Below are 25,880 nucleotides of genomic sequence, written 5' to 3'. Positions count from 1 at the left end.
GCTCTTAAATTAGCGAGCGACAAATGTAATTATTTCACAGCTCTTTCTATAGCGTTTAGTAGTGTTTCTTCTTCAAATGGCTTTTCTATAATATCTAAAAATAAGACATCTTTTTGTTGTAATAAATTACTGTCAATTAAATTACCAGTTACTAAAATAACAGGAATTGAACTTTTTCTTTTGTCACTTAGGTTTTTAATTGCTTTAGTAGTATCTAAACCATTAAGAAGTGGCATTTTAAAATCCATTAATATTAAATCATAATGATTTTTTTTAAGTGACTCTATGGCTTCAAAGCCATTATTTACAATGTCTAAAAAATACTGATTGCTTTGCGCTAAAATTTTAAAAATACTTAATTGATGATCATTATTATCATCAACCAATAATAAACGATGCTTGGTTTGATTCTTTTTTAAGGTTTTTGCTTTAGATATTTTTTTCTTTTTTTCTGTATCTAATTCAACTAACGGATATTTTGCTTTAAATTCAAGAGTGAAACTTGAGCCTAAATTTGGTTTGCTTTTTAAAGTAAGGTTACCGTTTAATAAATTAACCATTTCCCTAACTATAGCTAGACCTAAGCCAACGCCTTCAACATTTTTTAGGCTTTCAACTCTGTTAAATCTATTAAATATTCTTTCTTGCTCACTCTCTTCAATACCAATTCCGGTATCTTTTATTTCTATAGAGAAGGTTAATTTTCCAGCTCTTTTGTAAAGTGCTTTTATATAAAGAGATATACTTCCTTCTTTTGTGAATTTAAGAGCATTATCTAATAGGTTTTTAATAATTTGCCTTATACGAGTTTTATCACTCTCTATATATTCAGGAAGGTTGCTATCTATTTCATAAACGAATTCAAGTTTTTTATCAGAACACTTTACAGAGTATTCTGCTATAACCTGATTAATTAAATTTTTAAAATTAAACCGCTCAATTAAAATAGTTAGTTTGCCTGTTTCAATTTTAGAAATATCTAATATATCATTAATTATAGATTTCAGATGTTGGCTAGAAGAACGAATAACATCTAAATATTCTCTTTGTTCATCTTTAAGCTTTGATTTGTTTAAAAGTTCAGAAAAAGCAATTATGCTAGTAATTGGACTCTTTATTTCGTGACTAAAATTTGCTATAAATTTGTTTTTAAAGTTTTCCTTCTCTTTTAAAACTTGATTGTTAATTGCTAGAACTTCTTTTTCAATAGCTGTCTCATTTCTTGATTGTGCTAAGCTCTGAAATGATTGATAGTGTTTAGAAAAATCTGTAATTATAATTAAGTACTTGTCTTCGCTTAAAAATGAAGTGCTAATATCACAAATTACTTCTGTATTATTAGTTTTTAAGTGAACACAAGAAAAGTTTAAATTGTCTTGACCAATAATGTCAACAAAATTTTCAAAAAAGGGGTGTATATTACTTAAAAAGGAATTTATTTCAATAGTAAATAGTGTATTGTCACTGTCTATTACAACTCCTTCGTTATTGGTAATAATAAATTGAGTATTATTAGCTTGATAAGATTTTTTAATATTTTCTAGCATATAATATCTTGGGTTAATTCTTTAAAAAGTTCTTCTATATTATCTCCAGTTTTTGCACTACTAAAAACATCTGTAAGAGCTATTAATTCATCATTTCCTAAGGATTTGATGTTGTTTTCTAGAAGGTCTATTTTATTTCCAACAGTTTTAATTGTTGTTTTAGTAAATTGTTGTTTCAATTTTTCAACATTCTCTTTTAGGTTAGAAAATGTTACAGGTCTAGTTACATCATATACATAAATAAATCCGTGTGCTCCTAGTAAATAAGACTTGTTTATAAGATCAATATTGTCGGTTCCTTCTAGGTCCCAAATAATTAAAGAGACGTTTTGGTTAGGTAGTTCAACTTCTTTTTTTAAGATATGAACTCCAATAGTTACTTTGTAATCTGTTGAAAATTCATTAGTAACAAATTTTCTTATGATAGAAGTTTTTCCAACACCAAAGTGTCCTAATAAAACAATTTTTTTAGATAATGTCATTTTTGAAAGTATCAGCTAGTTTTTTTGAAAGTGTTTCTTGGTTTTGTTGTTTTACAAGGTTTTTTTCTGCAAAGTTTAATAGCTCATATTCAAGCTTACCTTTAAAAGAACTATTAAATACACCATGTATAACTACTGCAATGTAGTATGAATTGAAATTTTGAATATGAATATTATAAAGTCCATATTCTATAGCTTCAAGGTTTTCGTTTCCAGTCATAAAAGCTTCTTCAACAAAACTCTTTATAGCAGTTAACATACCTGAAAGAACATCTTTATCTATAGTATTGGTTTTAGAGAAGTTAGCCTTTAAAATACCTGAATCTTTTTCTATGATAAAAATTTCTTGAATCTCTGTTGATCCTAATTCATTTAAAATTAAACTTTCTTCATCTACACCAGAAACTTTAGATTTAAACTTACGGGTCCAATTTTTAAACGAAAAACTTTTCTGTAATTGATTATTAATTTTTTCAGATAAGATTTTGAATTCTTGCTGAATATACTTCTTAATCATTTTACCTATAATAGGGTACAAGGCATCAACAACCTGATCTTTAGAATTGGCTATTTCGTTTTTTAAAGATTGGGTAATAGTAGGTCCTAATTTTTCAGGTATATCATGAGTGTATTTCTCTAGTTTTTTGTCAATTATAGGGTCAACTTTTTTAGCGAGTTTTTTTTGTTCTTCTATTACGGTCTCTAATTCTTTAATTTTTGCTTTTAGTGCATCAATAGTGTCTCTATCCTCGTGTAAGAGGAGTTCTTTCAGTTTTCTTAATTTCTGATCTTGAGACATAAAATAAAGGAGAGTGTATAGTAAAACGTAAAGTAAATTATTCGCTAATTTTATTCCCTAACTTAATTAGTAAATCACCTAATTGCTTGCGATCTACTTTCTTTTCATCAAGATTTTCTATTTTATTTTCAATAGTATCTTCTAATTCTGTAATTCTAATATTTAAATCAGTACCCAAATTATCAATAGCCTGATTTAATTCTGTTCTAGTAGTTTCAATTAATTCTTCAAGTATTGCCTTCTTTTTGTTGATGTCTGCTTTTATTTCTTCAAATTCAGAATTGTACTCTGCAATATTCTCTCCAAAAATCAGATTTTTTATCGCTTCTATTTTTGAAGTGTTATCATTTTCTACTGGAGGTGTTAGTTTAGTTTTATTTCCCATACTTACATAGCTTAATTGTATACTATTATTACTATAATGTAAATGTAGCTAAATTATAGCTACCTAACAAAGCAGACTGTATTTTGTACACTTAAACGATTATTTAAGTTGTTTTAACCGATTAAAAGAGTAAGGTTCTTAATAATTGTTAACTTATCAACTCTATATTCTCATTTTTACTTCAAGAAAACATAAGGTGTTTTTTAACTTAATGTTATTAGTTTAAAAAACATGTAAATTATTTAAAGAAAGTTATTACTTTTAATTTTTGTAATATTTTACTTTCAAAAAAAATTACTTTTTTATGAGAAAAATCACTAGCATTTTCAAGCTTATATTCTTTTTATAGGCTTTTCTTTTGTTTAACTCTCTATCTGCGCAAAACTGTGCAGTAAACGCAGGTTTGCTTAACGAAACAATATGCGAAGGAGAGTTGGTTAACAACTGTGCTGATGGAGTAAAGAGTTCTGAAGCAGAACATGACTTAAACAGAAGGTCTGAGTTTATAGTTATTAGTAAATAAATTGATGTTGTTATAATTACAGAAAAACCTGAACATTTGTTTAGGTTTTTTTACTTTTGTAAATATGAGTGAAGAATTGGTAATATTAGTTAATGAAAACGATGAGCAAATAGGATTAATGCCTAAAATGGAGGCCCATGAAAAAGCCATGTTGCATAGAGCTTTCTCAGTTTTTATATTCAATAAAAAAAATGAGTTAATGCTACAACAAAGAGCTTTACATAAATATCATTCACCAGGATTATGGACTAATACATGTTGTAGTCATCAGAGAGATGGAGAAACCAATATTGAAGCAGGAAAGAGAAGGTTGCAAGAAGAAATGGGATTTGTAACAGATTTAGATGAAAGTATTTCATTTATTTATAAAGCACCTTTTGACAACGGTTTGACAGAACATGAATATGATCATGTATTATTGGGTAATTATGAAGGAGAACCAGTAATTAATAAAGACGAAGTCGCTAATTGGAAATGGATGCCCTTAGAGGATGTATATAAAGATGTGAAAGAAAATCCAGATTTGTATACAGAATGGTTTAAAATAATTTTCGATAAATTTTATATTCACTTAAAGAGCTAATGAGTAGGGTAACGGTACATAGAAAGGCACATTTTAATGCAGCTCATAGACTTTATAGAGAAGATTGGTCTGATGAGAAGAATGAATTAATTTTTGATAAGTGTTCTAATCCTAATTATCATGGACATAATTATGAATTAATAGTTAGTGTAACTGGTGAAATTGATCAAGAAACAGGGTTTGTAGTTGATTTAAAATGGTTAAAAGAGTTAATACACGATAAAATAGAAACAATATTCGACCATAAAAACTTAAATCTAGATTTACCTTACTTTAAAGATTTAAATCCAACTGCCGAAAACATATCGGTAGTTATATATAATATATTAAGAGCCGAAATTAAAAGTAATTTAGATGTGAAAATTACTTTATATGAAACGCCAAGAAACTTCGTTACTTATCCTGCATAGCCTATGATTACATGGTATCCTTTAAAATTTGAGCCAATATTAAAAGAAAAAATATGGGGAGGTTCTAAACTATCTTCTGTATTGGGAAAGAAAACTACTCCAGAAAATATTGGAGAGAGTTGGGAGATTTCATCTGTTAAAAAAGATATTTCTAAAGTAATTAATGGTGAATTTAAGGGAGAAACATTAAAAAATTTACTTAAAAGGCATAAAGAAGATCTGGTAGGTAATTCAGTATATAAAATATTTAGAAACAATTTTCCACTATTAATTAAGTTTATAGATGCGTCATCAGATTTATCTGTACAATTACACCCTAATGATGTTTTAGCTAAGAAGAGACATAATTCATTTGGGAAAACGGAAATGTGGCATATTATTCAAGCAGACGCTGCTGCTAGGCTTATTTTAGGGTTTAAAAATGGTATTAAGAAGTCTGACTATAAAAAGCATTTAAAAGAAGAGACGTTAACAGAAATATTAAACGAAGTTCCTGTAGTAAAAGGAGATACTTTTTATATTCCTACGGGAACAGTTCACGCTATAGGAGCTGGTATTTTATTAGCAGAAATACAGCAAACATCAGATATAACGTACCGTGTATATGATTGGGATAGATTAGATACAAATGGAAAATTAAGGCGTTTACACAAGCGAGAAGCTTTAGAAGCAATTAATTTTGGATTTAGAGGAGAACGCATGGTTTATGAAACAGAAGAAAACCAGTCTAATCAAATGGTGTCTAGTAACTATTTTTCAACAAATTATTTCCATATCACATCGAATATAGAAATTAATAATAAAGATAAAGACTCTTTTGTTATTTATATGTGTATAGAGGGAGAAGCTATTCTATCTGGTTATGAGTTTGAAGAAAAAATATCTTTTGGAGAAACAGTTTTAATTCCAGCGGCATTAAAGGAATTTGATGTAAAAACATCTAATGTAAAACTTTTAGAAGTTTTTATTTAAAGCTAAAAGCATTATCCTTACTTTTGCAGCAGCTAAAAAAAGAAAAATCATGGCAAGTATTAAAAATTTAAAAAAAGACGTAAACTTTGTTTTTGGAGATATTATTGAGGCAGTTTATGTTTGGCAGTTAACAAATCCTGAAAAAGATGTAACAGCATCTGAAGGAATAATTGACGAAGCAATTGTAGCTTTTGATGAGACTATGGATAGCATAAACGCTAAGAATGTGGAAGATAGAAAAGCACATTTTACTGCAATTAAGAAATCTGTAGAAGATAGAGGAAGAGCTTTAATTGATAAGATTAATAATTTATAAAAAAAAGCATAAAAAGTGTTTGCAAATGTAAAAATCAATTCTATATTTGCACCCGCAATGCCGATGTAGCTCAGCTGGCTAGAGCAGCTGATTTGTAATCAGCAGGTCGGGGGTTCGAGTCCCTTCATCGGCTCAAAAACCGAATATCTTTAGATATTCGGTTTTTTGTTTTTATAAAGAATTTTAAGCTGATAAATGATATAAAAATTAATCTTTAAGCTAAAAAAAGGAGCTATTAGAATTTTCTAATAGCTCCTTTTAGTTAATTGTAAAAGTTTATTTCTTTCTTACTGTTGTTTAAGTAATTGCTTTAATTCCTGACCATAAATAGTAGTCTTAGCTTTTTTAGACAGCCCGTTATAAATAGAATCTAAGAATTTAGGATTGGCTTCTGGAATCTCTCTAGCGCCTATATAAGCTGCTACAGGGCTTCTTTTATTATTTAAAGCAAATTGTATAGCTCTAAGATATTTAGATTTTAAAAGTTTTATTTGTTGTTTATCGGCTTCAATCATTAATTCTTCATCACCATTAGCTTGAGCTTGTAATAATTCTACCTGAGTTTGAGCTAACTTCGTGTTAACCGCTTTCATAGCCTTATTATACTGTTCAAATACTTTTTGACTTTTACTACCGGTAAAAATTACCTTTTCGTTTAATTTATCTAAATGCGTGTTAAAAGTAATCTCTCCTTTTTCCCCAAAAAACTGTATACGATCATTGTAATCTGTACCATCAACCTTATCAACATATATGTAAAACAACTCAGGTGATTTTACTTCTGTAGTCAAGCTAAATGAATCATTTCCGTTAACTATAACAGAATCTAAGCTTATTAATGTGCTATCTGATATTTTTTGTAAATAAACAGTTCCTTTTTTTAAGCCTGTAATGGTTGCGTTTATTCGCATTTCATTTTCGTTCTTACAAGAAGATAATGTAATTATTACTAGAAAAATAAAAGCTAATTTATTCATGATTTTTCGTTTTTTTAGAATGCATGCAAATATGCAAAAACTTTTTATTTAGAGGTAAAAGATTAATAGAACTTGTTAAGAGTTTTTTACCCAACTGGTGCTGCCATTTGCATGAGTATAGTACAAATAATAGCGGCTAACGTTCCTATGGCATAACCAAATACAGCTAACAATACACCTACTGTTGCTAGTGATGGGTGAAATGCAGAAGCAACTATAGGCGCAGAAGCCGCACCTCCTACGTTTGCTTGGCTTCCTACTGCTAAGAAAAAATAAGGAGCCTTAATTAGTTTGGCAACTAAGATTAATAATAAGGCATGAATAGCCATCCAAACTAATCCAATAAATATTAATCCAGTATTATCAAGAATCATAGTTAAATCCATTTTCATACCAATACTAGCAACAAGAATATAGATAAAAACACTTCCGAATTTACTTGCTCCTGCACCCTCATAGTTTTTAGCTTTTGTGAATGATAATAAAATAGCTATTAAAGTAGCTATTGATATCATCCAGAAAAAACTAGAACCTAAAAAGGTAAACATGTTTCTTGTAGTGTCATTAGAAATTCCTGCAACCACATCTTTAAAGAAACTACTCAAGTAACCTGATCCTAAATGAGCAAAACTAACAGTTCCAAAAGCTATCGCAGCCATAATCATCATATCGGTAACCGATGGATTTCTTTTTACACTTTCACTAAAATTAGACATTTTTTCTTTTAAAGCTTCAATAGACGAAGTATCTGCATTTAACCATTTATTGATCTTTTTAGATTTTCCGATACCAATTAATAAAATAGCCATCCATAAATTAGCAACCACAATATCAACAAATACCATTCCTCCATATAGTTTTTGGTTGTATTGATAAATTTCCAGCATGGCTGTTTGGTTGGCACCTCCACCAATCCAACTTCCAGCTAGTGTAGATAATCCTCTCCATACAGCATCAAAACCAGCTCCACCTACAGTTTCAGGAGAGAAAATAGAAATAAGTAAGATGGCAATTGGTCCACCTATAACAATACCAATAGTACCCGTAAAGAACATAACTAACGCTCTCCATCCTAGATTGAATACAGCTTTTAAATCAATACTTAATGTCATTAATACCAATGCTGCCGGTAATAAATAACGACTAGACATATAGTAGATATTAGTTTTATGAGCTTCTAATTCTCCTGATCTAGAAATAGTATCCCATTCAGGGCCTATCAATCCTGTAGTTGTGAATATTGCAGGAACCATATATGCAACGAATAGCCCAGGGACTATTTTGTAGAATTTTGTCCAAAAACCTTTCTTCTTGGCTTCGGTATAGAATATGAATCCAAGTCCTATCATTAAAAGACCAAAAATGATATTATCATTTTTAAAAATCACTTTTTTATAAGCTGTAGATTTTTTTACGATCGGGTTTATTGCTACTGGATCGTTTATATTTTTAAATTCAATACTATCAAAGGAAATTGTTTTCTTATTAAGGAAACTTTTTTCGGCTTTAGCAACCAATTTAAATAGTTCTGTTACTTCACTGTTAATAATAATTTGCTTCTTGGATTTAAAACTAATTAAATAACCTCCATTTGTTTTTTTGAAGAGTAATTTTTCAGAAGAAAATTTTTTATTAAGAATAGCGTTTTTAAAAGTCAGTAAAGAATCATTTGAATGAAAACGGATATTAAATTCGTTAAATTTAATGTTTTCTGCAACTACAGGTATTTTGAAATCACTATTACTATTTTCATCTACAGACATTACAGTAATTGTCTGAGAAAAACTACTATTAACGAATAGTAAAAATCCGATAAATAGTAATGAGAGTATAATTGTTTTTTTCATTCTAATATAGGGTTGTTAAAGTTGCAAAATACAAAAAGCAGCTCAAAAAGAGCTGCTTTGGTTTTATGATTTATTAACGACTTATTTTTTAATGAAATCAATAATGATTTGTGCTAAACCTTCTGTGTTTTTTAGCTGAGGCATGTTATAAGTTTTAGCGTTTTCTTGTTTATCATCACTTTCAACAGTTTTCAAAGCATGATTCATGTTTTCTATAATTTCATACTCAGCATCTGGTTGTGCATTTTTTAAAAGAGCTGCTTCATTTGTTGATACTTGAAAATCTTTAGTTCCATTGATAATTAGGGTAGGAATGGTTAATTTTTTAATTTCTTCAGTAGGCGAGTACTTCATCCAATTAATCATAAAGGGTTGTAAAGGCAAATTAAAAACATTAGCCAGAGCAGGTGGAAAGTCCTTATCTGTTTTTCCAGTTTTCATGATATCAATAGTTTTCTGAGCTTTTTCCATCATTTCTTTTGGAACCAGCATCATGGCTAATTGCTCCATAATAACCTCATCTATAGTTCTTCCTGCACCAGCTATAGATATAAAACCAGTAACATCTTTATGAGAAGCTAACATGGCCACTAAAGAACCTTGACTATGACCAATAAAATAAATTTTTTCATAGCCTCGTCGTTTTAAATATTGTACTGTTTTTTTAGCATCCTCAACAAAGTCATCAAACCTAACAGCATTAATGCTTTTTTCAGAAGCTCCTTTTTTAAGCATGGTTAAAGCTCTTTTGTCGTATCTAAAAGTAGCTATTCCTGCATTGCTAATATCTTGAGCTAAGTATTTTAAAGAATTGCTCTGTAAAAAGTTTTGGTTTCCGTCTCTATCTGTAGGACCAGAACCTGGTATAATAATAGCCACCGTTTTGGTTTTATTATTGGGTAACAATAATGTGCCTTCTACATAATCGCTAACGCGTAAATCTTGAGCAATAATATCTTGCGCAAAGCTAATAACAGAAAATAAAGCTGTAAATAGTATGATGATGTTTTTCATAAAGGGAAAAAGTGTTTTTTGTAATTAAAAGACAATTGTTGTGCCAATTTATTACACATATAACGTAAAAATAAGAATATTTATTTTTATTAGCTATGTTTAGTAAATCGCTTGTGTTCACGATTTAGATAACTGTTGAATTTGTTAGGAAGTGAAATGTTAAAGCAAATATTTTCTTTAGATATGGGATGTGTAAACTCAATAGCGGAGGCGCATAAAAACAAGCCTTTGTGCATCATAACATTGTCTGGTGCATATTGTTTGTCTCCAACTATAGGGAATCCCAACTCAGATAGATGAATACGTAGCTGATGTGTTCTACCTGTTTTTGGGTGTAATTCTACTAAACTTAAATATCCGTTTTGCAGAGCAGGAACTTGCTGTATTGTTTTATAACCTGTTAAAGCAGTTTGTCCGTCAATAGGAAATTCTATCATTCCTTGTTTAGGTAATTTACCTACTACCACTGCATGATAGTTTTTTTGTATTTCTTTTTGTTCAAATTGCTGGTGCAAATGAATTTGAGTAGCTTTTGTTTTGGCAATCATTAAAATACCAGAGGTGGGGTTGTCTAATCTGTGTACAGGCGTAGGATGGTTAAGAGCGTCTTTTAGTGTGCTTTCTTTTAAGTTAAAAGGTAAAGCATTTTCAATGGTTTTAAAATAATTACCATTGGTAGGGAATCCTGCAGGTTTATTTACTAAAGCTAAATGATCGTCTTCGTATATTACTTCTAGATTTAATTGAAAAACCTTTTTTAATTGACTTTCTGTAGCAACTAATTCTATTAATTGTCCTTCTTTAATCCAGTCACTAGTTTGTGCTGGTTGACCATTGATATACAGTCCTTTTTTAGCAATACATTTTTTTACAGCCGATCTCGATTGTAATTTTTTAAATACAGAACCTGCATATTCTTGAATTCGAATATGGTAATTGCCCGTTGGAACAATATGTTTTTCTAGTACAATCATAGATTCAAAGGTAATTGAATTTTAGGAATAGTTATTGATGTAATGTTAGTTCTAAAACTAATCAGCTTTATGAAATTATATGTAGGAATATTTGTGTTGTTAAGTGTTATGTTTTTTTCTTGTAAAAAGGAGTATACACAAAGAGAAAAAGATAGGATAGAAGCATTAACAGCTAATCATGTTTATAAATACAAAGTACCAGAAGATGCTTTTGTGTTTTGTTTGGATACGATAAAAACTAGAGAGGAATTTGATAAGTTAGATGATGAGTATTGCAAAAAAGGTAAAGGCTTAAATACTTATATGTACTTGTCTACTTACGGGGTATACTTACCATTTATATTTGAGAGTTTTTGTGGTGATATTTTTTGTTATAAAAAAAGAGATGTAATGAGAATGAGTGTAAACAAAGATTTCAAATGGCTAGTAAATGATGAGTTGTATGAAGAGTTAAGTCAAGTAGAAATGGATAAAGTATTGAAGAATTATTATGAGTTTATGGAAAGTAATATGAGGAATAAGAGCTCTTTAATTATATTTAATGCTAGTCATATTAAAAATAATTATCAAAGAGATAGTGTTTTTATCTCAATTGTTCATTCCTATTATAGTTTTATAAAAGAAAAGAAAAGAGTTAGTAATAAATCAATTGATCGTTTGAGAGTTGAATATCCAATTAATTTACAGGTAGTAGATAACTATCATTATTCTATATTGCCTCCACCGCCACCACCTTTGTCAAAAGAAAAAATAATAATAGATTAATTTTTGGATAATAAAAAACGCCTCTCAAAAGAGAAGCGTTTAAGTTTTATATGATACAGATTTTTATCTGTGAATTGTTTGTGTTCTATCTGGACCAACAGAAACGATCTTGATAGGAATTTCTAATTCTTTCTCTAAGAAATCGATATAATCATTCAATTCTTTAGGGAATTGGTCAGGATTGGTCATTTTAGTTAAGTCTTCTTCCCAACAATCAAACTCAGTAAATATAGGTGTTACGTTTTCTGGTTCTATGTTATATGGTAAGTGCTTAATGGTTTCGCCATTGTACTTATAAGCAGTACAAACTTTTAATTTATCAAAACCAGAAAGAACATCACCTTTCATCATCATTAATTGGGTAACTCCATTTACCTCACAAGTGTATTTTAAGGCTACTAAGTCTAACCAACCACAACGTCTTGGTCTACCGGTTACCGCACCAAATTCATGACCAACTTTTGCCATCTCAGCTCCAGTTTCATCAAATAATTCAGTAGGGAATGGTCCAGAACCTACACGAGTAGTGTAAGCTTTAAAAATACCAAATACATCTTTTACTTTGTTAGGAGCAATTCCTAAACCAGTACAAGCTCCAGCTGCTGTAGTGTTAGATGAAGTAACAAACGGATAGGTTCCAAAATCAATATCTAATAATGAACCTTGAGCTCCTTCAGCTAAAATAGTTTTACCACTTTTTATAGCTTGGTTTAAATACTCTTCACTATCAATAAAAGTTAATTCTTTAAGTTTTTCTACAGAAGCAAAGAATTCTTCTTCCATTTCATCTAAGTCATACTGTACATCTACATCGTAAAACTTAATCATAGCTTCGTGTTTGTTAGCTAAAGAACGGTACTTTTCTTTCCAAGTATCTAATTCTAAATCTCCAACACGTATACCATTTCTACCAGTTTTATCCATGTAAGTTGGCCCAATACCTTTTAAGGTAGAACCAATTTTAGCTTTTCCTTTAGAAGCTTCAGATGCAGCATCTAATAAACGGTGAGTTGGCAATATTAAGTGGGCTTTTCTAGATACGATTAATTTAGATTTATAGTCAATTTTAAATTGTTCTAAGCCTTCTAATTCTTTTACAAAAACAACCGGATCTACAACTACTCCGTTACCGATTACGTTAATAGCTTTGTCGTGAAAAATTCCAGAAGGAATTGTTCTTAATACATGTTTAATACCATCGAACTCTAAAGTATGACCTGCATTTGGACCTCCTTGAAAACGAGCAATAATATCGTAGTTAGCGGTAAGTACGTCAACAATTTTTCCCTTGCCTTCGTCTCCCCATTGTAAACCTAGTAGTAAATCTACTGCCATTGTGTTTTGTTTAGTGTGTTGTTATTGTTTGTTTTTTTTTGTTCCGTAGAAATATAATGAGTGGTTGTGAATTTCGATATCAAAAACTTCTTCAATCGTTTTTTTTATGGATTGAATTCTTGGATCGCAGAATTCTAAAACTTCTCCATCAGATAATATAATGTGATCGTGATTTTTATCAAAATACGACTTTTCATAATGAGCTTGATTATCACCAAACTGATGTTTTCTAACCAAGTTACAATCTAGCAGTAACTCTATAGTGTTGTATAAAGTAGCACGAGAAACTCTGTACTTCTTCATTTTCATCATAATGTATAATGATTCAATGTCGAAATGATCATTGCTGCTATAGATTTCACTTAAAATTGCATATCGTTCAGGAGTTTTACGATGTCCCTTTTCTTCTAAGTAGTTCGTAAATACATTCTTAACGATTTCTTGATTATTGTTTTTTTCTTCCATCATTTACAAAATTGGAACGGGCAAATTTACAACTATTTTTAGCATTATTGATATAAAAGTTATCACAAAAAATAAAAAGCTTTAATCTCGAGTAACCTTCTCTATACCACTAACTTTTCTAATGTTTTCAACAAGTTTGTTTAAGATGTTTTTGTTCTTAACAACAACGGTTACTTTTCCTTTAAAAATACCGTCGTTAGATTCGAAGCTAATTTTTTTCATGTTTACATGCATGTTCGTAGAAATAACTCTAGTAACATCACTTACTAATCCCATTTGATCTATACCTGATATGGTTAAATCGGCAGAATATTCTTCTTGAGACGAGTCTATCCATTTTGCTTTCATAATTCGATAAGCAAAGTTAGCTTGCATACTTACAGCATTAGGACAGTTGTTTTTATGAACTTTAATACCTTCAGAAACGGTGATAAATCCAAAAACAGGATCTCCAGGTATAGGGCTACAACAAGGCGATAGTTTGTATTCTAATTTCTCTTCTTCTTTACCAAAAACTAGCTTGTCATATTTATGTGTTATAACTTCTTTTACTACATCTTCTGTAGTTTGTTGCTTGCGCATTCGCTTTTTAAAGAAACCAAGTATAGCATTATTTCGCTCTGCAGCAAACTCTTTTAGTTTTTGGTTATCTATATTTCCTAAACCAGCTCTATAAAACAAGTCCAAACTTGTTTTGTATCCCAAAAAGGATACTAACTGATTGATAGATTTGTCATTAAGGGTAATTTTAAGTTGTTTTAGTTTACGCCTTAATATTTCTTTTCCTTCAGAGGCAATTTGTTTTTTCTCTTCATTTAAAGATGACTTAATTTTAGATTTTGCTCTTGCTGTAGTAGCATAGTCTAACCAATTGGCGGTAGGTTTAATATTTTCTGATGTGATGATTTCTACCTGATCGCCACTTTTTAGTTCATGGCTTAGCGGAACTAATTTTCCATTAACCTTAGCACCTCTAGTTTTTAACCCTACTTGTGTATGTATACTAAAAGAAAAATCTAATGGTGTGGCTCCTTTTGGAAGTGATTTTAAATCTCCTTTTGGAGTAAATACGAATATTTCTTTGGCATATAAGTTTAGTTTAAACTGTTCTACAAAGTCTACAGCGTTTACCTCTTGATTTTCTAGAGCTTCTTGTAGTTTAGCTAACCATTCGTCTAAACCTCCATCTTTTTCTTTTCCTTGTTTATATTTATAGTGAGCTGCATATCCTTTTTCGGCAATTTCATTCATACGTTCTGAACGAATTTGAACTTCTACCCAACGTCCTTTAGGTCCCATAACAGTAATATGCAATGCTTCGTAACCAGTAGATTTAGGAGAAGAAATCCAATCTCTTAAACGGACTGGGTTGGGCCTGTAATTATCGGTAACGATAGAATAAATTTTCCAAGCCATGAATTTCTCTTGGTCTTGCTCACATTTATAGATTATCCTTACAGCAAATTTATCGTATACCTCTTCAAAGGTGACACCTTGTTTTAACATCTTTTTTCTTATGGAGAAAATAGACTTAGGTCGACCTTTTATTTCGTATTCAATATCAGAAGCATCTAACGTGCTTTTTAAAGAATCGTTAAAAACCTTTATATAAGCTTTTTGTTCTTCTTTAGAGTCTTCAGCTTTGTTAAGTAAATCGTTGTATACCTCTGGTTCGGTATATTTTAAACTCAAGTCTTCTAGTTCGGTTTTAATATTGTAAAGCCCCATTCTATGAGCTAGAGGAGCATAAATATATAACGTTTCAGAAGCAATTTTAACTTGTTTGTGAGGCGGCATAGAAGCCATTGTTTGCATGTTGTGTAAACGATCGGCAATTTTAATAATAATAACCCTTACATCTTCATTAAGAGTTAATAGCATTTTTCTAAAATTCTCTGCCTGTAAAGAGACGTCTGTATCTTTTTGAAGGTTCGATATTTTTGTAAGACCGTCTACAATTCTAGCTACTGCAGTGCCAAACAAACGCTCCATGTCAGACAAAGTAAAATCGGTATCTTCTACCACATCATGTAATAAAGCTGCAGCAATTGAAGTAGCATCCAGTCCAATTTCTGCTGCAACAATTTTAGCAACGGCAATTGGATGAAAAATATAAGCTTCTCCACTTTTTCTGCGTTGGTCTTTATGAGCATCTACAGCTGTGTTGAAAGCTAAACGAATTAGTTTTTTGTCTTCTGCTGTAAGCGATTGGTAACTAATACGTAATAGTTTTCTATACTCGGCAGCAATAGCCGCATTTTCCTTTTCTATCTCTACTTCTGTCATAAAACTAAGATAAAACAAGTCTTAGAGTTGTGCAATAGAGAATTGAGAAATGTTTATAGCTATGAATAAAAATATTATAGGCTAAGTTATGAAGGGGAATTAGAGAAAAATATACTTGAAAATGAGTATTTATTATTTCTAAAAGTATTAGTATATAGTTTTGTGGCTTATTTAGTTTCTTTGCAATCACTCCCTTTAATGGTAGGGAATTCATTTCCATAAAGAACTTGTGCTTCTTTAGGGATTAAGCATTCTATATTCTCCTTAGTTCTAATAGGATTATGAGTAATAGAAATAATCCTAAGCTTTTGCATGGGTTTTAAATTTCTAAAATTTAAGATGTTATTATCGTCAAGATATAAAACTACAAGTTCTTTATTTTCTAGGATTTCTATAGGTATTGAATCAATATGATTACTAGATAAAAAAAGCCTCTTTAGATTCGGTAATGATGATACTTGTTTTGGAAACTGATTGAAATTGTTATTTCTAAGGTTTAGTACTTCTAGTTTCTTGTATTTAAGAATATCATCTGGAAGTTTTACAAGGTTTTGGTTTGATAAATCTAATTCAATATTTTCATACTTTTTTACGCTAGCACAAGAGATAAAGATTATTGATATAAGTAAAAAGATAGATTTTTTCATATTTATAATATCCCAAAAAAAATATATAGCTTAAATGTAAATTATCTATTTAAATTCGTAATTCTCTGTAACAAACTAGGGTGAGAGTAATGAAACCATACATACCATGGGTGAGGGGTAAGGTTGCTTAAACTGTTTTTAGATAACTTTTTAAGTGAGCTAATTAAATCTTTACTGTTAAAGGTTTCTTTGGCATAATTATCTGCTTGGTATTCAAATTTTCTAGATAGTAAATTCATGACAATTCCAGTAAGTTCAGATAATGGGCTGTAAAGTAAACCAAAAGCAATTAACCCTACATGAAAAGTAGGAGTGTTTACTCCTAAAGCTTGAGATAAAACAGGGCTGCTTACAAATACAGATAATAACCACAAAGTAAAACCAGTTATAATAGTTGATAAAATAAGATTGTAAATGATATGTTTCTTTTTATAATGACCTACTTCATGTGCAAGTACAGCAACAATTTCATCTTCCTCTAAATCATTAATTAAAGTGTCGTATAATGTAATTTGTTTTTGGTTGCCAAAACCAGAAAAATAGGCATTGGCTTTAGTGCTACGTTTAGAACCATCTATTACGTAAATATTTTTAAGCTCGAACCCAACAGTGTTAGCATATTGCGCTATTTTGTCTCTTAAACTACCCTCTTCTAAAGGAGTTTGCTTATTAAAGAGAGGTACAATTAATTTGGTGTAAAACAGATTCATAAAAACACTAAAAAAAGTAACCAATCCCCAAGCGTAAACCCAGAAATCTTTACCGGCAAATTCATAAAACCAAATAATAAGACTTAAAATTCCTCCACCTAAAATAATACTCATGAGCCATCCTTTCAGTTTGTCTGTAAAAAATAGTTTTTTGGTTGACTTGTTGAACCCAAATTTTTCTTCAATTACAAAAGTTTGATAGTAAGCAAATGGAGTGGTAAGTATATCACTTCCAAGCATTATAATTCCGAAGAATATTAATGCGACTAGAATTGGGTCGTTGGTGAATTGTTGGGCATAATCGTTAATTAGCTTAAAGCCGTCAATAAATAAAAATATTAGGGTAAGTACTAATGAAAAAATACTACTAAGTTTTCCGAAAGAATAATTAGTGGCTTTATAGGCTTGAGATTTTTTATACTCTTCAATATCGTAAACATCTTTTAGTTTTTCGGGTAATTCGTCATTAAAGTGTTTTGCGTTTAATGCATTTAAAATAGAATCTAATAAAAAGTCGAAAATTAAGATTCCTATAATGATATAAAATAGAGTCTGAGCTTGCATGGTATTTGTTTAATAAGCAATATTAACGATAATTTTTTTTGAAAAAAAAATCCGAAAGCTAGTAGCTTTCGGATTTTAACGCACTAATAATACTAAGATATAGTTTTAACGCAACCTGTCTACAGATTTTACAAGATCTTCGTCCTTTTTGATAGCCTTATTTGCTAAGACTAATAATACGATAGAAACTATAGGAAGAATCATCCCAATACCCTTCTCAGAAACTTCTGCTTCTCCGGATAAACTTAGAGACTGATACACTAAAACTATTAGTAATATAAAATTTAATATGATGTTAAGTCGGTTAATAACAAATTGCGACTTACGGTTTTTAAACATAAAAATGGATACTAAACTCATAATAGCAGAAACTATAAACAAACCTAAAATTAAAGGTTGATTTATTGCGTATATAGTAGCGTCGCTTGTGTTTTTCCATAAGCTAAAAACAAATGGTAGTCCACCCGCAATAACAGCAACTAGTAATAAATATATGCTTTGAATACGTTGTATCATCGTAGGCAAAAATAACAATTCTAATAAAAGAATTGTTATCTAAATACAATAAAGTTGTAATGAGTTGAAATTCAGTAGCTTTTTTTTGTGTATGGCTAAAAAAATGAAAGATAGTGTCGTTCTTACTAAAAAAATGAGATAAAATTAAATGGAATAAAATAAAAGTTGTATAATTGCATGTATAAGAATAGTGCAGAAGCACATTATTTTTCTTCAAAATTAAAATCCCATTTTCTGTAAATACACTTCAGGGGATTTTCAAAAACTATCATTTTACACGTAATACATGTTTGAAATAGATCAATTAAAGGCAAAAAAATTAGCTGACTTACAAGAAATAGCTAAGGCATTAAGTATACCTAAGTTTAGATCTTTAAAAAAGTTAGATTTAGTATATAGAATTTTAGATGTACAAGCAGAATCTAATCAGTCTACTCCAACGACAGCGACTAAAAAAGAAGCTTCTTCTGTAGAGAAGAAACCAAAAAGAACAAGAGTTAGTAGAGAAAAAGCTGCACCAGCATCTGATAAGAAAGCTGAGCCAGTTAAAGAAGAAACTCTTGTTAAAGAGGAAGTTAAAGAAGATCATAAAGAACGATCTTCTGATGATAAGAGACCACAGAAAAAAGATCATAAACAAAAAGATCAGCAGCAACAAAATAAGCCGCATCAAAAACGTGATCATCATAAAAATAAAAGAGATAATCAGCATAAGGGTAAAAACGGTAATAGAGATAATCGTAACCGTTATAAAGAACCAGATTTTGAGTTTGATGCTATTATTGAGAGTGAAGGAGTTTTAGATATTATGCAAGATGGGTATGGATTCTTGCGTTCTTCTGATTATAATTATTTGTCATCTCCAGATGATGTATATGTATCTCAATCGCAAATTCGTTTATTTGGTTTAAAAACAGGAGATACTGTTTTAGGAAATGTAAGACCTCCAAAAGAAGGGGAGAAATATTTTCCTTTAATCAAGATTCAAAAAATTAACGGTTTAGATCCGAATGTAGTCAGGGATCGTGTTTCGTTTGAGCACTTAACACCATTGTTTCCAGAAGAAAAATTCAATTTAGCAGATAGACAGAGTACTATATCGACAAGAATTATTGATTTGTTTTCGCCTATAGGAAAGGGGCAACGTGGTATGATTGTATCGCAGCCTAAAACGGGTAAGACAATGTTGTTGAAAGATGTTGCTAACGCAATTGCGGCAAACCATCCAGAGGTGTATCAGTTAATTTTATTAATAGATGAAAGACCTGAAGAGGTTACTGATATGCAGCGTAATGTAAAAGGAGAGGTTGTAGCTTCTACATTCGATAAAGAAGCGCATGAGCATGTACGTATAGCAAATATTGTTTTAGAAAAAGCAAAACGATTAGTAGAGTGTGGCCATGATGTTGTAATCTTGTTAGATTCTATCACGCGTTTAGCTAGAGCTTATAATACAGTTCAGCCAGCTTCTGGTAAGATATTAAGTGGTGGTGTAGATGCTAATGCATTGCATAAGCCAAAGCGTTTCTTTGGGGCTGCACGTAATATAGAGGGTGGAGGTTCGTTGTCTATTATTGCTACTGCTTTAACCGAAACAGGTTCTAAGATGGATGAGGTTATCTTCGAAGAATTTAAAGGAACGGGTAATATGGAGTTACAATTAGATAGAAGAATAGCTAATAGAAGAATATTCCCAGCAATTGATTTGATTTCTTCTAGTACTCGTAGAGATGATATTTTATTAGATGATAAAACAGTTCAGCGTATGTGGGTAATGCGTAAGTATTTAGCAGATATGAACCCGGTAGAAGCTATGGAGTTTATTAATGATAGAATTAAAGGAACTCGTAATAATGAAGAGTTTTTAATTTCTATGAATGGATAGAAATTAAAATAATATATTTTATAGAAAAGAGATGCTATTTAAGTGTCTCTTTTTTTATGAAATAAAGTCGAGTGTTTTTATTACTTGTACTTTTCCTTTGGTAGGAATCATGTTTTGCCAAACCCAATTATAGTGTTCTATTATTTTAGAAGCTCTAATATGAGGTCTGTTTCCAGTGGTATGAGCGTCAGCTATAATAGTTAAATCGTAATCTTTTGTAATTGCGGATTGTATGCTTGATTCTACACAAAAATCTGTTGCACAGCCTGTAATAAATAGTTCGGTTATATTCAGATTGTCTAATACTTCTTTAAGTTTAGATTGGTAAAAAATATCATTAGCATATTTCTGAACAAAAAAAGAATTTAGGGGGATGTTTAATGAGTTTAATATTTCCCATTCTGTTGTGTTTGGAATGAACTCATTTTCTTTAGTACCATCATGCTGAATAAATATTACGGGTAAACCTTGTTTGCAAAACTCTTCACTTAATGGGTTAATCCTTTTAATAATATTCTCTGAATCGTGCCTAGGGGTTTTAGATGTAAAAGAACCCTTTTGCATGTCTATTATAAGTAGTGCCTTTTTCATTAAATAGCTATAAACTAAAAAAAGCCTAATCAATACGATTAGGCTGTATATTATGAAGTAAATACTTATTATAAAGTAGCTACGTGCTTAGCTAAGTTTGATTTCAAGTTAGCAGCTTTATTCTTGTGAATAATGTTGTTTTTAGCTAACTTATCAAGCATAGAGGCAACAGAAGGGAATAAAGTTTCAGCTTCTTTCTTATCTGTTAACGCACGTAATTTTTTCATAGCGTTACGAGTAGTTTTATGCTGGTACTTATTTCTTAACCTTTTAGTCTCGTTACTTCTAATTCTCTTTAATGCCGACTTGTGATTTGCCATTTTATTAAATTTATTTTTTAAATAAAAAGTAGCCCATAGGAGAATCGAACTCCTGTTTCCAGGATGAAAACCTGGCGTCCTAACCACTAGACGAATGGGCCATAATGTTTATTGTGTAGCTTTGTCTGCTACTTTCGTAGCCCATAGGAGAATCGAACTCCTGTTTCCAGGATGAAAACCTGGCGTCCTAACCACTAGACGAATGGGCCATTGCTGTAATGCGGATGCAAAAATACAACTATTTTTAACTATTGCAACAACAAAAAAGATTTTTTTTAAAAAAATTAATATGCCTTAGCAAAAAGTACTCTTTTATTTGACGGAGCACCAGTTAAAATACAGGTTCCAGCTTCTTCCTTAGCATCTAAAGGTATACATCTAATAGTGGCTTTTGTTAAGTTTTTTATCTCATCCTCAGTAGCTTCCGTCCCATCCCAGTGAGCAGAAACAAAACCGCCTTTATTTTCAATTGCATCTTTAAATTCATCAAAAGTATTAACTTCAGTAATATGATTGTTTCTATAGTTTAATGCTTTACTAAAAATGTTTTCTTGCATTTCTACTAATAAATCATTTACATATTGTCCAATTCCGTCTAAAGATTGTAACGATTTTTCTTTTGTATCTCTTCTAGCAATCTCAACCTGATTGTTTTCTAAATCTCTAGGACCAACTACTAATCGTACAGGATATCCTTTTAATTCGTATTCAGCAAATTTAAATCCTGGTCGTTTGGTTTCATCTGTGTCTATTTGAACTCGAATACCAAATTGAGCTAGTTCGTCTTTTATTTCATTAGCTTTTGCTAAAAGTACTTCGTTTTGCTCTTGTTTCTTCTTATTTAAAAAAGGAACAATTACTACTTGGTATGGAGCTAATTTAGGTGGTAATACTAATCCTTCATCATCAGAGTGACTCATAATTAAGGCTCCCATTAAACGAGTAGATACTCCCCAACTAGTAGCCCAAACATATTCTTTTCCTCCTTCAGAAGTTTCGTATTTTACATCAAATGCTTTAGCAAAATTTTGCCCTAAGAAATGCGATGTTCCAGCTTGCAGTGCTTTTCCATCTTGCATTAAAGCTTCTATAGTGAAGGTGTCATCTGCACCTGCAAATCGTTCACTATCACTTTTGTATCCTTTTACAACAGGCATGGCCATCCATTCTTCAGCAAATTTAGCATATACATTATGCATTAGTTTTGCTTCAGCAATGGCTTCATCTTTAGTTGCATGAGCAGTATGCCCTTCTTGCCATAAAAATTCAGCAGTACGTAAAAATAATCTTGTACGCATTTCCCAACGAACTACATTAGCCCATTGGTTAATAAGTATAGGTAAATCTCTATAAGATTGAATCCATCCTTTATATGTATTCCAAATTATTGCCTCAGAAGTAGGACGAACAATTAGCTCTTCTTCTAATTTAGCATCTGGATCAACAATTAGTTTGGAAGCATCGTTTGGATCGTTCTTTAGTCTATAATGTGTAACAACCGCACATTCTTTGGCAAAACCTTCAGCATTTTTTTCTTCAGCTTCAAACAAGCTTTTAGGAACAAAAATGGGGAAATAGGCATTTTGGTGACCAGTTTCTTTAAACATTTTATCTAATTGGTCTTTCATTAGTTCCCAAATGGCAAAGCCATAAGGCTTAATTACCATACAACCTCTAACGCCTGAATTTTCGGCTAAACCAGCGTTTTTAACTAGTTCGTTATACCATAATGAAAAATCTTCGCTCCTTTTAGGTAATTTCTTACTCATATACTGTAGTTTGGCACAAATATTGTGTCTATGTTAAATGTAAAAATAGTTTAGGCAAAACTAACTATTTTTGTTATGTTCAACAATATAAATTAAGAAGATATGGAGTATAATAACTTTTTTAAGAACAAAGCGCTGCTTTTACTAACAAGTTTAAGTGGTTTACTATTAATTTCCTGCGGTTCATATCAGTCAGCATCTTACGATGATGATGGTATTTATAGTTCAGAAACAAGAACTGTTGTTGTTAATAAAGAAAAATACGTAGAAAATAAGAGCACTAACGCAAAATATTACGAAGAATATTTTGGTAGAACTATAAACGAATATGGAGATGTTGTTGAAGATGAAGGTGAAGTATTTACAGATGTAGATAGTTATAGTTCTCAAACAGTTGTTGTACAAGACGAGCCAGTATCTAGAGGTTATAGTGCTTGGGAAGATGCAGGAGATAATGTTACCGTAAACGTATATAATAACAACCCTAATTGGGGTTGGGGTAGCCCTTATTGGAATTGGAGATCTCGTTTTTATGTAGGTTTTGGTTGGTCTAATTGGAACCACCCTTTTTATAGTAATTGGGGTTGGGGTGCTTGTGCACCTGTAGGTTTTTACCATCCTTATGCTTATTACGGTCCAGGTTTTTACGGGGGATATTATGGAGGATATTATAATAATGGATTTTACAGAAGAAATTATGCTTTTGTTAACGGAAGAAGAGGTGCATATAACAATGCTTATGCAGGTAGATTTGGAAATACTAACAGAAGAGCAACATCTAGAAGAATTTCAGATGTAAGACCAAGAAGTACATCTCCGCGCAGTGTAAGACCGAGAAGTACTTCTCCAAGAACATCGCCAAGAAGTACGTCACCACGAAGTGTAACTCCAAGAAGTACATCGCCTAGAACATCACCACGTAGTGTGACCCCTAGAAGCAACACACCAAGAACAACACCTAGAAGTACTCCTCGTTCTACACCAAGGTCTACTCCTAGAAGTACACCAAGATATAATACTCCAAGATCTACACCACGTTCTACGCCTAGATACAATACTCCACGTAGCACACCTAGATCTTATAGTTCGCCAAGAAGTAGCGGATTTAGTAGAGGCTCATCAACAAGGGGTTCATCTTCGAGAAGAGGAAGAATGTAATAGATAAAAATAAATACAAATAGCTCTGCTATCAGATAAATAGTGGAGCTATTTTTATGAAAAGTATAATCATATGAAAAATAAATATTTAGTAATTCTGTCTTTTTTAGGAATAGGTTTTGGTTTTTCTCAAACTGTCCAAGATGCATTGTTGTATAGTAATGATGTAGATCTGGGCTCTGCACGCTATCAAGCAATGTCTGGTGCTTTTGGTGCTTTAGGAGGAGATTTAAGTGCTATAAATGTAAACCCTGCAGGAAGTGCAGTTTTTAAAAATAGTTTAGTGGCATTCTCTTTAGGAGTAAACACAAAAGAAAATGATGCGAAATATTTTAATACACAAACAAATACGAGTACTTCCAGATTGGCTATAAATCAAGGAGGAGGAGTTTTTGTATTGAATAATACTGATGAAGAAAGTAATTGGAAAAAAGTAACTTTTGGATTAAACTATCAACAAACTCAAAATTTTGATCAAGATTACTTCTTTGCAGGTCAAAGTCCAAATTCTATTAATGCATATTTCTTAAGCCATGCTAACGGATTGGCTTTTCAAGATATACAAATACTTTCTGGTGAATATATAGAAGAGGCTTATTTAAACATAGCTTCTCAATTAGGTTATAATTATCAGCAGGCCTTTTTAGGATATTATGGGGGTATAATAGATCCAGAAGATGCAAATGATCCCTTAGGAACAATTTATGTGCCAACTGCTACAATAGATAACACAGTGTATCAAGAGTATTTTTATGCTAGCAACGGTAATGTAGGTAAGTTTAATTTTAATGTGGCAGGGCAATTTCAAGACGATTGGTATTTTGGAGCAAACCTTAATGTACACACTATTTTTACAGAGCGTAATTCTAGAATAAGAGAGAATGGTTACGAAGCGTCTTCTAATTTAGAATTTGTTGTGTTCGATAATTATTTACGATCTACAGGAGCAGGGGTTTCTTTACAGGCTGGGGTTATTAAAAAGTTTGACAATGTGCGTTTGGGGTTATCTTATCAGTCACCAACATGGTATGAAATTGAAGAAGAGCAATCGCAGCGAATTAATTCTAATTTAGCAGATGCAGATATTGGGTTTATTAATTATGACTTGGTTACAATATTTAGGCCTTATAGGTTGCGCACACCTTCTAATATAACGGCAAGTGCAGCGGTAGTTTTTGCTAAAAAAGGGTTGTTAAGTTTTGATTATAATTATAAAGATTATAATAATATTAAAATGAAGCCAACAAGAGATTTTGTAACAGCAAATTCTTTTATAAATAATAATTTAACAGGTGCTTCTTCATATAAAATTGGAGCAGAGTATAGAGTTGCTAACTGGAGTTTGCGCGGTGGATATCGTTTCGAAGAAAGCCCATATAAAGATACCAGTGTAATAGATGATTTAACTGGCTTTTCTCTAGGATTTGGTTATAATTTTGGAAGAACTAAATTAGATATTGCTTATGCACAAACAAAACAAGATGTCAATCATCAGCTATACGATACTGGTTTAACTAATTCCGCTACTGTAAATAGTACCAATACCAATGTAACAGCAACTTTAAGTTATAGTTTTTAACTATGTGTTAAAAACATTGAAAAGAAGTGTTGTATGTAATACAAAACATAGAAAGCCATTTCATTAGAGGTGGCTTTTTTAGTTTCAAATGTTAGGTTGTCAAATACTATATGTAAGATTAGCTAAATAGAAAAGGGTATAAATATCTCCTGTGGTTCTTAGTTGGTAAATACTTAACAGGTAAGCCACTACACTTTGTTGGTTATTACGTTAGCTTTAAGGTACAATTTGTTATTATAAAAAAAAACCACTAGTTTACAAACTAGTGGTTTTTTCACCCCAAAAAAATTACTTTATATGCTTGTAATTAAGCATGTTATAAATATACGTAAGTTTACTGAATAAAAAAATACCCGATATCGGGTATTTTTTTATTTCATCTAAAAGAATGCTATTTATCTTTTAAGCGAGAAGTTAGCTTTAAATTCTTTTTGCTGATTGTTTTCTATATATATAATTTT

At 31.0% G+C, this 25,880-nt stretch carries 26 protein-coding genes and 3 tRNA genes; 10 read left to right on the top strand and 19 right to left on the bottom strand.

Features of this window, described 5'->3' with window-relative positions:
* Positions 1-29 precede the first annotated feature (29 nt).
* From ACFQ1O_RS05070 to ACFQ1O_RS05055, 4 genes are read right to left on the bottom strand one after another with little or no spacing between them, the layout of a single operon-like run.
* Positions 30-1,547, bottom strand: coding sequence for an ATP-binding response regulator (locus ACFQ1O_RS05070; protein WP_377714005.1), 1,518 nt, complete (start codon positions 1,545-1,547; stop codon positions 30-32).
* Positions 1,541-2,029: a Rab family GTPase gene (locus ACFQ1O_RS05065; protein ID WP_377714003.1), complete on the bottom strand. Its 489-nt coding sequence runs from the start codon at positions 2,027-2,029 to the stop codon at positions 1,541-1,543. Before ACFQ1O_RS05065 ends, ACFQ1O_RS05070 begins: the two co-directional genes overlap by 7 nt.
* Positions 2,016-2,828 (bottom strand): cell envelope biogenesis protein OmpA, encoded by an 813-nt coding sequence (locus ACFQ1O_RS05060; RefSeq protein WP_377714001.1) that lies wholly within the window; start codon positions 2,826-2,828, stop codon positions 2,016-2,018. The genes ACFQ1O_RS05065 and ACFQ1O_RS05060 overlap by 14 nt, the downstream gene beginning before the upstream one ends.
* 37 nt (positions 2,829-2,865) lie before the next feature.
* Entirely contained in the window at positions 2,866-3,213 is a 348-nt protein-coding gene (locus ACFQ1O_RS05055; protein ID WP_377713999.1) for a fructose 1,6-bisphosphatase, read from the bottom strand.
* A 358-nt stretch (positions 3,214-3,571) separates the two neighbouring features.
* On the opposite strand from ACFQ1O_RS05055, the gene ACFQ1O_RS05050 reads away from it, so the two are divergent.
* The 6 genes from ACFQ1O_RS05050 to ACFQ1O_RS05025 all read left to right on the top strand — a co-directional run bounded on the left by ACFQ1O_RS05050 (position 3,572) and on the right by ACFQ1O_RS05025 (position 6,150).
* Entirely contained in the window at positions 3,572-3,736 is a 165-nt protein-coding gene (locus ACFQ1O_RS05050; RefSeq protein ID WP_377713997.1) for a hypothetical protein, read from the top strand.
* A gap of 64 nt (positions 3,737-3,800) precedes the next feature.
* Positions 3,801-4,319, top strand: a complete 519-nt coding sequence (gene idi, locus ACFQ1O_RS05045; protein WP_377713995.1) for an isopentenyl-diphosphate Delta-isomerase — start codon at positions 3,801-3,803, stop codon at positions 4,317-4,319.
* Positions 4,319-4,729 (top strand): 6-pyruvoyl trahydropterin synthase family protein, encoded by a 411-nt coding sequence (locus tag ACFQ1O_RS05040; RefSeq protein WP_377713994.1) that lies wholly within the window; start codon positions 4,319-4,321, stop codon positions 4,727-4,729. The genes idi and ACFQ1O_RS05040 overlap by 1 nt, the downstream gene beginning before the upstream one ends.
* Positions 4,730-4,732: 3 nt before the next feature.
* Positions 4,733-5,701 (top strand): type I phosphomannose isomerase catalytic subunit, encoded by a 969-nt coding sequence (locus ACFQ1O_RS05035; RefSeq protein WP_377713992.1) that lies wholly within the window; start codon positions 4,733-4,735, stop codon positions 5,699-5,701.
* A 49-nt stretch (positions 5,702-5,750) separates the two neighbouring features.
* On the top strand, positions 5,751-6,017 hold the full coding sequence (locus tag ACFQ1O_RS05030; protein WP_377713990.1) for a hypothetical protein: 267 nt from the start codon (positions 5,751-5,753) through the stop codon (positions 6,015-6,017).
* Positions 6,018-6,076: 59 nt separating this feature from the next.
* Positions 6,077-6,150, top strand: a tRNA-Thr gene (locus ACFQ1O_RS05025).
* A 154-nt stretch (positions 6,151-6,304) separates the two neighbouring features.
* Here the strand turns inward: ACFQ1O_RS05025 and ACFQ1O_RS05020 are convergent.
* The 4 genes from ACFQ1O_RS05020 to ACFQ1O_RS05005 form a co-directional block, all read right to left on the bottom strand.
* Entirely contained in the window at positions 6,305-6,994 is a 690-nt protein-coding gene (locus ACFQ1O_RS05020) for a DUF4369 domain-containing protein (protein WP_377713988.1), read from the bottom strand.
* An 86-nt stretch (positions 6,995-7,080) separates the two neighbouring features.
* A complete protein-coding gene (locus tag ACFQ1O_RS05015; protein ID WP_377714786.1) occupies positions 7,081-8,343 on the bottom strand; it encodes a DUF819 family protein in 1,263 nt (420 codons plus the stop codon).
* 579 nt (positions 8,344-8,922) lie between these two features.
* Positions 8,923-9,855, bottom strand: a complete 933-nt coding sequence (locus tag ACFQ1O_RS05010) for an alpha/beta hydrolase (RefSeq protein ID WP_377713986.1) — start codon at positions 9,853-9,855, stop codon at positions 8,923-8,925.
* An 89-nt stretch (positions 9,856-9,944) separates the two neighbouring features.
* Entirely contained in the window at positions 9,945-10,829 is an 885-nt protein-coding gene (locus ACFQ1O_RS05005; protein WP_377713984.1) for an RluA family pseudouridine synthase, read from the bottom strand.
* Between the two features lie 69 nt (positions 10,830-10,898).
* On the opposite strand from ACFQ1O_RS05005, the gene ACFQ1O_RS05000 reads away from it, so the two are divergent.
* On the top strand, positions 10,899-11,594 hold the full coding sequence (locus ACFQ1O_RS05000) for a hypothetical protein (protein ID WP_377713982.1): 696 nt from the start codon (positions 10,899-10,901) through the stop codon (positions 11,592-11,594).
* A gap of 63 nt (positions 11,595-11,657) precedes the next feature.
* Here the strand turns inward: ACFQ1O_RS05000 and ACFQ1O_RS04995 are convergent, their stop codons facing one another.
* From ACFQ1O_RS04995 to ACFQ1O_RS04970, 6 genes are all read right to left on the bottom strand, one after another.
* Positions 11,658-12,929, bottom strand: coding sequence for an adenylosuccinate synthase (locus tag ACFQ1O_RS04995; protein ID WP_377713980.1), 1,272 nt, complete (start codon positions 12,927-12,929; stop codon positions 11,658-11,660).
* Between the two features lie 21 nt (positions 12,930-12,950).
* Positions 12,951-13,394 (bottom strand): Fur family transcriptional regulator, encoded by a 444-nt coding sequence (locus ACFQ1O_RS04990; protein WP_377714784.1) that lies wholly within the window; start codon positions 13,392-13,394, stop codon positions 12,951-12,953.
* 81 nt (positions 13,395-13,475) lie between these two features.
* Positions 13,476-15,680 carry a RelA/SpoT family protein gene (locus ACFQ1O_RS04985; protein WP_377713978.1) on the bottom strand — a complete coding sequence of 735 codons (2,205 nt, stop codon included), beginning with the start codon at positions 15,678-15,680 and terminating at the stop codon, positions 13,476-13,478.
* 167 nt (positions 15,681-15,847) lie between these two features.
* Entirely contained in the window at positions 15,848-16,327 is a 480-nt protein-coding gene (locus ACFQ1O_RS04980; RefSeq protein WP_377713976.1) for a leucine-rich repeat domain-containing protein, read from the bottom strand.
* A 41-nt stretch (positions 16,328-16,368) separates the two neighbouring features.
* A complete protein-coding gene (locus ACFQ1O_RS04975; RefSeq protein WP_377713974.1) occupies positions 16,369-17,601 on the bottom strand; it encodes a M48 family metallopeptidase in 1,233 nt (410 codons plus the stop codon).
* A 105-nt stretch (positions 17,602-17,706) separates the two neighbouring features.
* Positions 17,707-18,117: a DUF4293 domain-containing protein gene (locus ACFQ1O_RS04970; protein WP_377713972.1), complete on the bottom strand. Its 411-nt coding sequence runs from the start codon at positions 18,115-18,117 to the stop codon at positions 17,707-17,709.
* Between the two features lie 286 nt (positions 18,118-18,403).
* Here ACFQ1O_RS04970 and rho point away from each other — a divergent pair, with 286 nt between their 5' ends.
* On the top strand, positions 18,404-20,002 hold the full coding sequence (gene rho / locus ACFQ1O_RS04965) for a transcription termination factor Rho (protein ID WP_377713970.1): 1,599 nt from the start codon (positions 18,404-18,406) through the stop codon (positions 20,000-20,002).
* Positions 20,003-20,056: 54 nt separating this feature from the next.
* On the opposite strand, the gene ACFQ1O_RS04960 is transcribed toward rho, so the two are convergent.
* The 5 genes from ACFQ1O_RS04960 to proS form a co-directional block, all read right to left on the bottom strand.
* A complete protein-coding gene (locus tag ACFQ1O_RS04960) occupies positions 20,057-20,593 on the bottom strand; it encodes an isochorismatase family protein (RefSeq protein ID WP_377713968.1) in 537 nt (178 codons plus the stop codon).
* 68 nt (positions 20,594-20,661) lie between these two features.
* Entirely contained in the window at positions 20,662-20,913 is a 252-nt protein-coding gene (gene rpsT / locus ACFQ1O_RS04955; protein WP_377713966.1) for a 30S ribosomal protein S20, read from the bottom strand.
* 29 nt (positions 20,914-20,942) lie between these two features.
* Positions 20,943-21,014, bottom strand: a tRNA-Glu gene (locus ACFQ1O_RS04950).
* A gap of 36 nt (positions 21,015-21,050) precedes the next feature.
* Positions 21,051-21,122: transfer RNA gene (locus ACFQ1O_RS04945), tRNA-Glu, on the bottom strand.
* 75 nt (positions 21,123-21,197) lie between these two features.
* Positions 21,198-22,682, bottom strand: a complete 1,485-nt coding sequence (proS, locus tag ACFQ1O_RS04940; RefSeq protein ID WP_377713964.1) for a proline--tRNA ligase — start codon at positions 22,680-22,682, stop codon at positions 21,198-21,200.
* Between the two features lie 102 nt (positions 22,683-22,784).
* On the opposite strand from proS, the gene ACFQ1O_RS04935 reads away from it, so the two are divergent.
* Complete coding sequence (locus ACFQ1O_RS04935) at positions 22,785-23,840, top strand: hypothetical protein (RefSeq protein WP_377713962.1); 1,056 nt, start codon at positions 22,785-22,787, stop codon at positions 23,838-23,840.
* A gap of 73 nt (positions 23,841-23,913) precedes the next feature.
* Positions 23,914-25,419: an OmpP1/FadL family transporter gene (locus ACFQ1O_RS04930; RefSeq protein ID WP_377713960.1), complete on the top strand. Its 1,506-nt coding sequence runs from the start codon at positions 23,914-23,916 to the stop codon at positions 25,417-25,419.
* Positions 25,420-25,880: the final 461 nt, after the last annotated feature.

Source organism: Pseudofulvibacter geojedonensis (genome assembly GCF_042675745.1).
Taxonomy (GTDB): domain Bacteria; phylum Bacteroidota; class Bacteroidia; order Flavobacteriales; family Flavobacteriaceae; genus Pseudofulvibacter; species Pseudofulvibacter geojedonensis.
The sequence above is the reverse complement of the archived record's forward strand: the minus strand, read 5'-3'. Positions and strand labels throughout refer to the sequence as shown.

Bases quoted from the DNA above. Each gene is read 5' to 3' on its own strand.
- proS (WP_377713964.1), bottom strand. From the start codon at position 22,682: ATGAGTAAGAAATTACCTAAAAGGAGCGAAGATTTTTCATTATGGTAT.
- ACFQ1O_RS04975 (WP_377713974.1), bottom strand. From the start codon at position 17,601: ATGCAAGCTCAGACTCTATTTTATATCATTATAGGAATCTTAATTTTC.
- ACFQ1O_RS04970 (WP_377713972.1), bottom strand. From the start codon at position 18,117: ATGATACAACGTATTCAAAGCATATATTTATTACTAGTTGCTGTTATT.
- rpsT (WP_377713966.1), bottom strand. From the start codon at position 20,913: ATGGCAAATCACAAGTCGGCATTAAAGAGAATTAGAAGTAACGAGACT.
- ACFQ1O_RS05015 (WP_377714786.1), bottom strand. From the start codon at position 8,343: ATGATAGGACTTGGATTCATATTCTATACCGAAGCCAAGAAGAAAGGT.
- ACFQ1O_RS05040 (WP_377713994.1), top strand. From the start codon at position 4,319: ATGAGTAGGGTAACGGTACATAGAAAGGCACATTTTAATGCAGCTCAT.
- ACFQ1O_RS05070 (WP_377714005.1), bottom strand. From the start codon at position 1,547: ATGCTAGAAAATATTAAAAAATCTTATCAAGCTAATAATACTCAATTT.
- ACFQ1O_RS04995 (WP_377713980.1), bottom strand. From the start codon at position 12,929: ATGGCAGTAGATTTACTACTAGGTTTACAATGGGGAGACGAAGGCAAG.
- ACFQ1O_RS04935 (WP_377713962.1), top strand. From the start codon at position 22,785: ATGGAGTATAATAACTTTTTTAAGAACAAAGCGCTGCTTTTACTAACA.
- ACFQ1O_RS05010 (WP_377713986.1), bottom strand. From the start codon at position 9,855: ATGAAAAACATCATCATACTATTTACAGCTTTATTTTCTGTTATTAGC.
- ACFQ1O_RS05000 (WP_377713982.1), top strand. From the start codon at position 10,899: ATGAAATTATATGTAGGAATATTTGTGTTGTTAAGTGTTATGTTTTTT.
- ACFQ1O_RS05020 (WP_377713988.1), bottom strand. From the start codon at position 6,994: ATGAATAAATTAGCTTTTATTTTTCTAGTAATAATTACATTATCTTCT.
- ACFQ1O_RS04985 (WP_377713978.1), bottom strand. From the start codon at position 15,680: ATGACAGAAGTAGAGATAGAAAAGGAAAATGCGGCTATTGCTGCCGAG.
- ACFQ1O_RS04960 (WP_377713968.1), bottom strand. From the start codon at position 20,593: ATGAAAAAGGCACTACTTATAATAGACATGCAAAAGGGTTCTTTTACA.
- ACFQ1O_RS05065 (WP_377714003.1), bottom strand. From the start codon at position 2,029: ATGACATTATCTAAAAAAATTGTTTTATTAGGACACTTTGGTGTTGGA.
- ACFQ1O_RS05005 (WP_377713984.1), bottom strand. From the start codon at position 10,829: ATGATTGTACTAGAAAAACATATTGTTCCAACGGGCAATTACCATATT.
- ACFQ1O_RS05060 (WP_377714001.1), bottom strand. From the start codon at position 2,828: ATGTCTCAAGATCAGAAATTAAGAAAACTGAAAGAACTCCTCTTACAC.
- idi (WP_377713995.1), top strand. From the start codon at position 3,801: ATGAGTGAAGAATTGGTAATATTAGTTAATGAAAACGATGAGCAAATA.
- rho (WP_377713970.1), top strand. From the start codon at position 18,404: ATGTTTGAAATAGATCAATTAAAGGCAAAAAAATTAGCTGACTTACAA.
- ACFQ1O_RS04980 (WP_377713976.1), bottom strand. From the start codon at position 16,327: ATGAAAAAATCTATCTTTTTACTTATATCAATAATCTTTATCTCTTGT.
- ACFQ1O_RS05055 (WP_377713999.1), bottom strand. From the start codon at position 3,213: ATGGGAAATAAAACTAAACTAACACCTCCAGTAGAAAATGATAACACT.
- ACFQ1O_RS05035 (WP_377713992.1), top strand. From the start codon at position 4,733: ATGATTACATGGTATCCTTTAAAATTTGAGCCAATATTAAAAGAAAAA.
- ACFQ1O_RS04930 (WP_377713960.1), top strand. From the start codon at position 23,914: ATGAAAAATAAATATTTAGTAATTCTGTCTTTTTTAGGAATAGGTTTT.
- ACFQ1O_RS05030 (WP_377713990.1), top strand. From the start codon at position 5,751: ATGGCAAGTATTAAAAATTTAAAAAAAGACGTAAACTTTGTTTTTGGA.
- ACFQ1O_RS04990 (WP_377714784.1), bottom strand. From the start codon at position 13,394: ATGGAAGAAAAAAACAATAATCAAGAAATCGTTAAGAATGTATTTACG.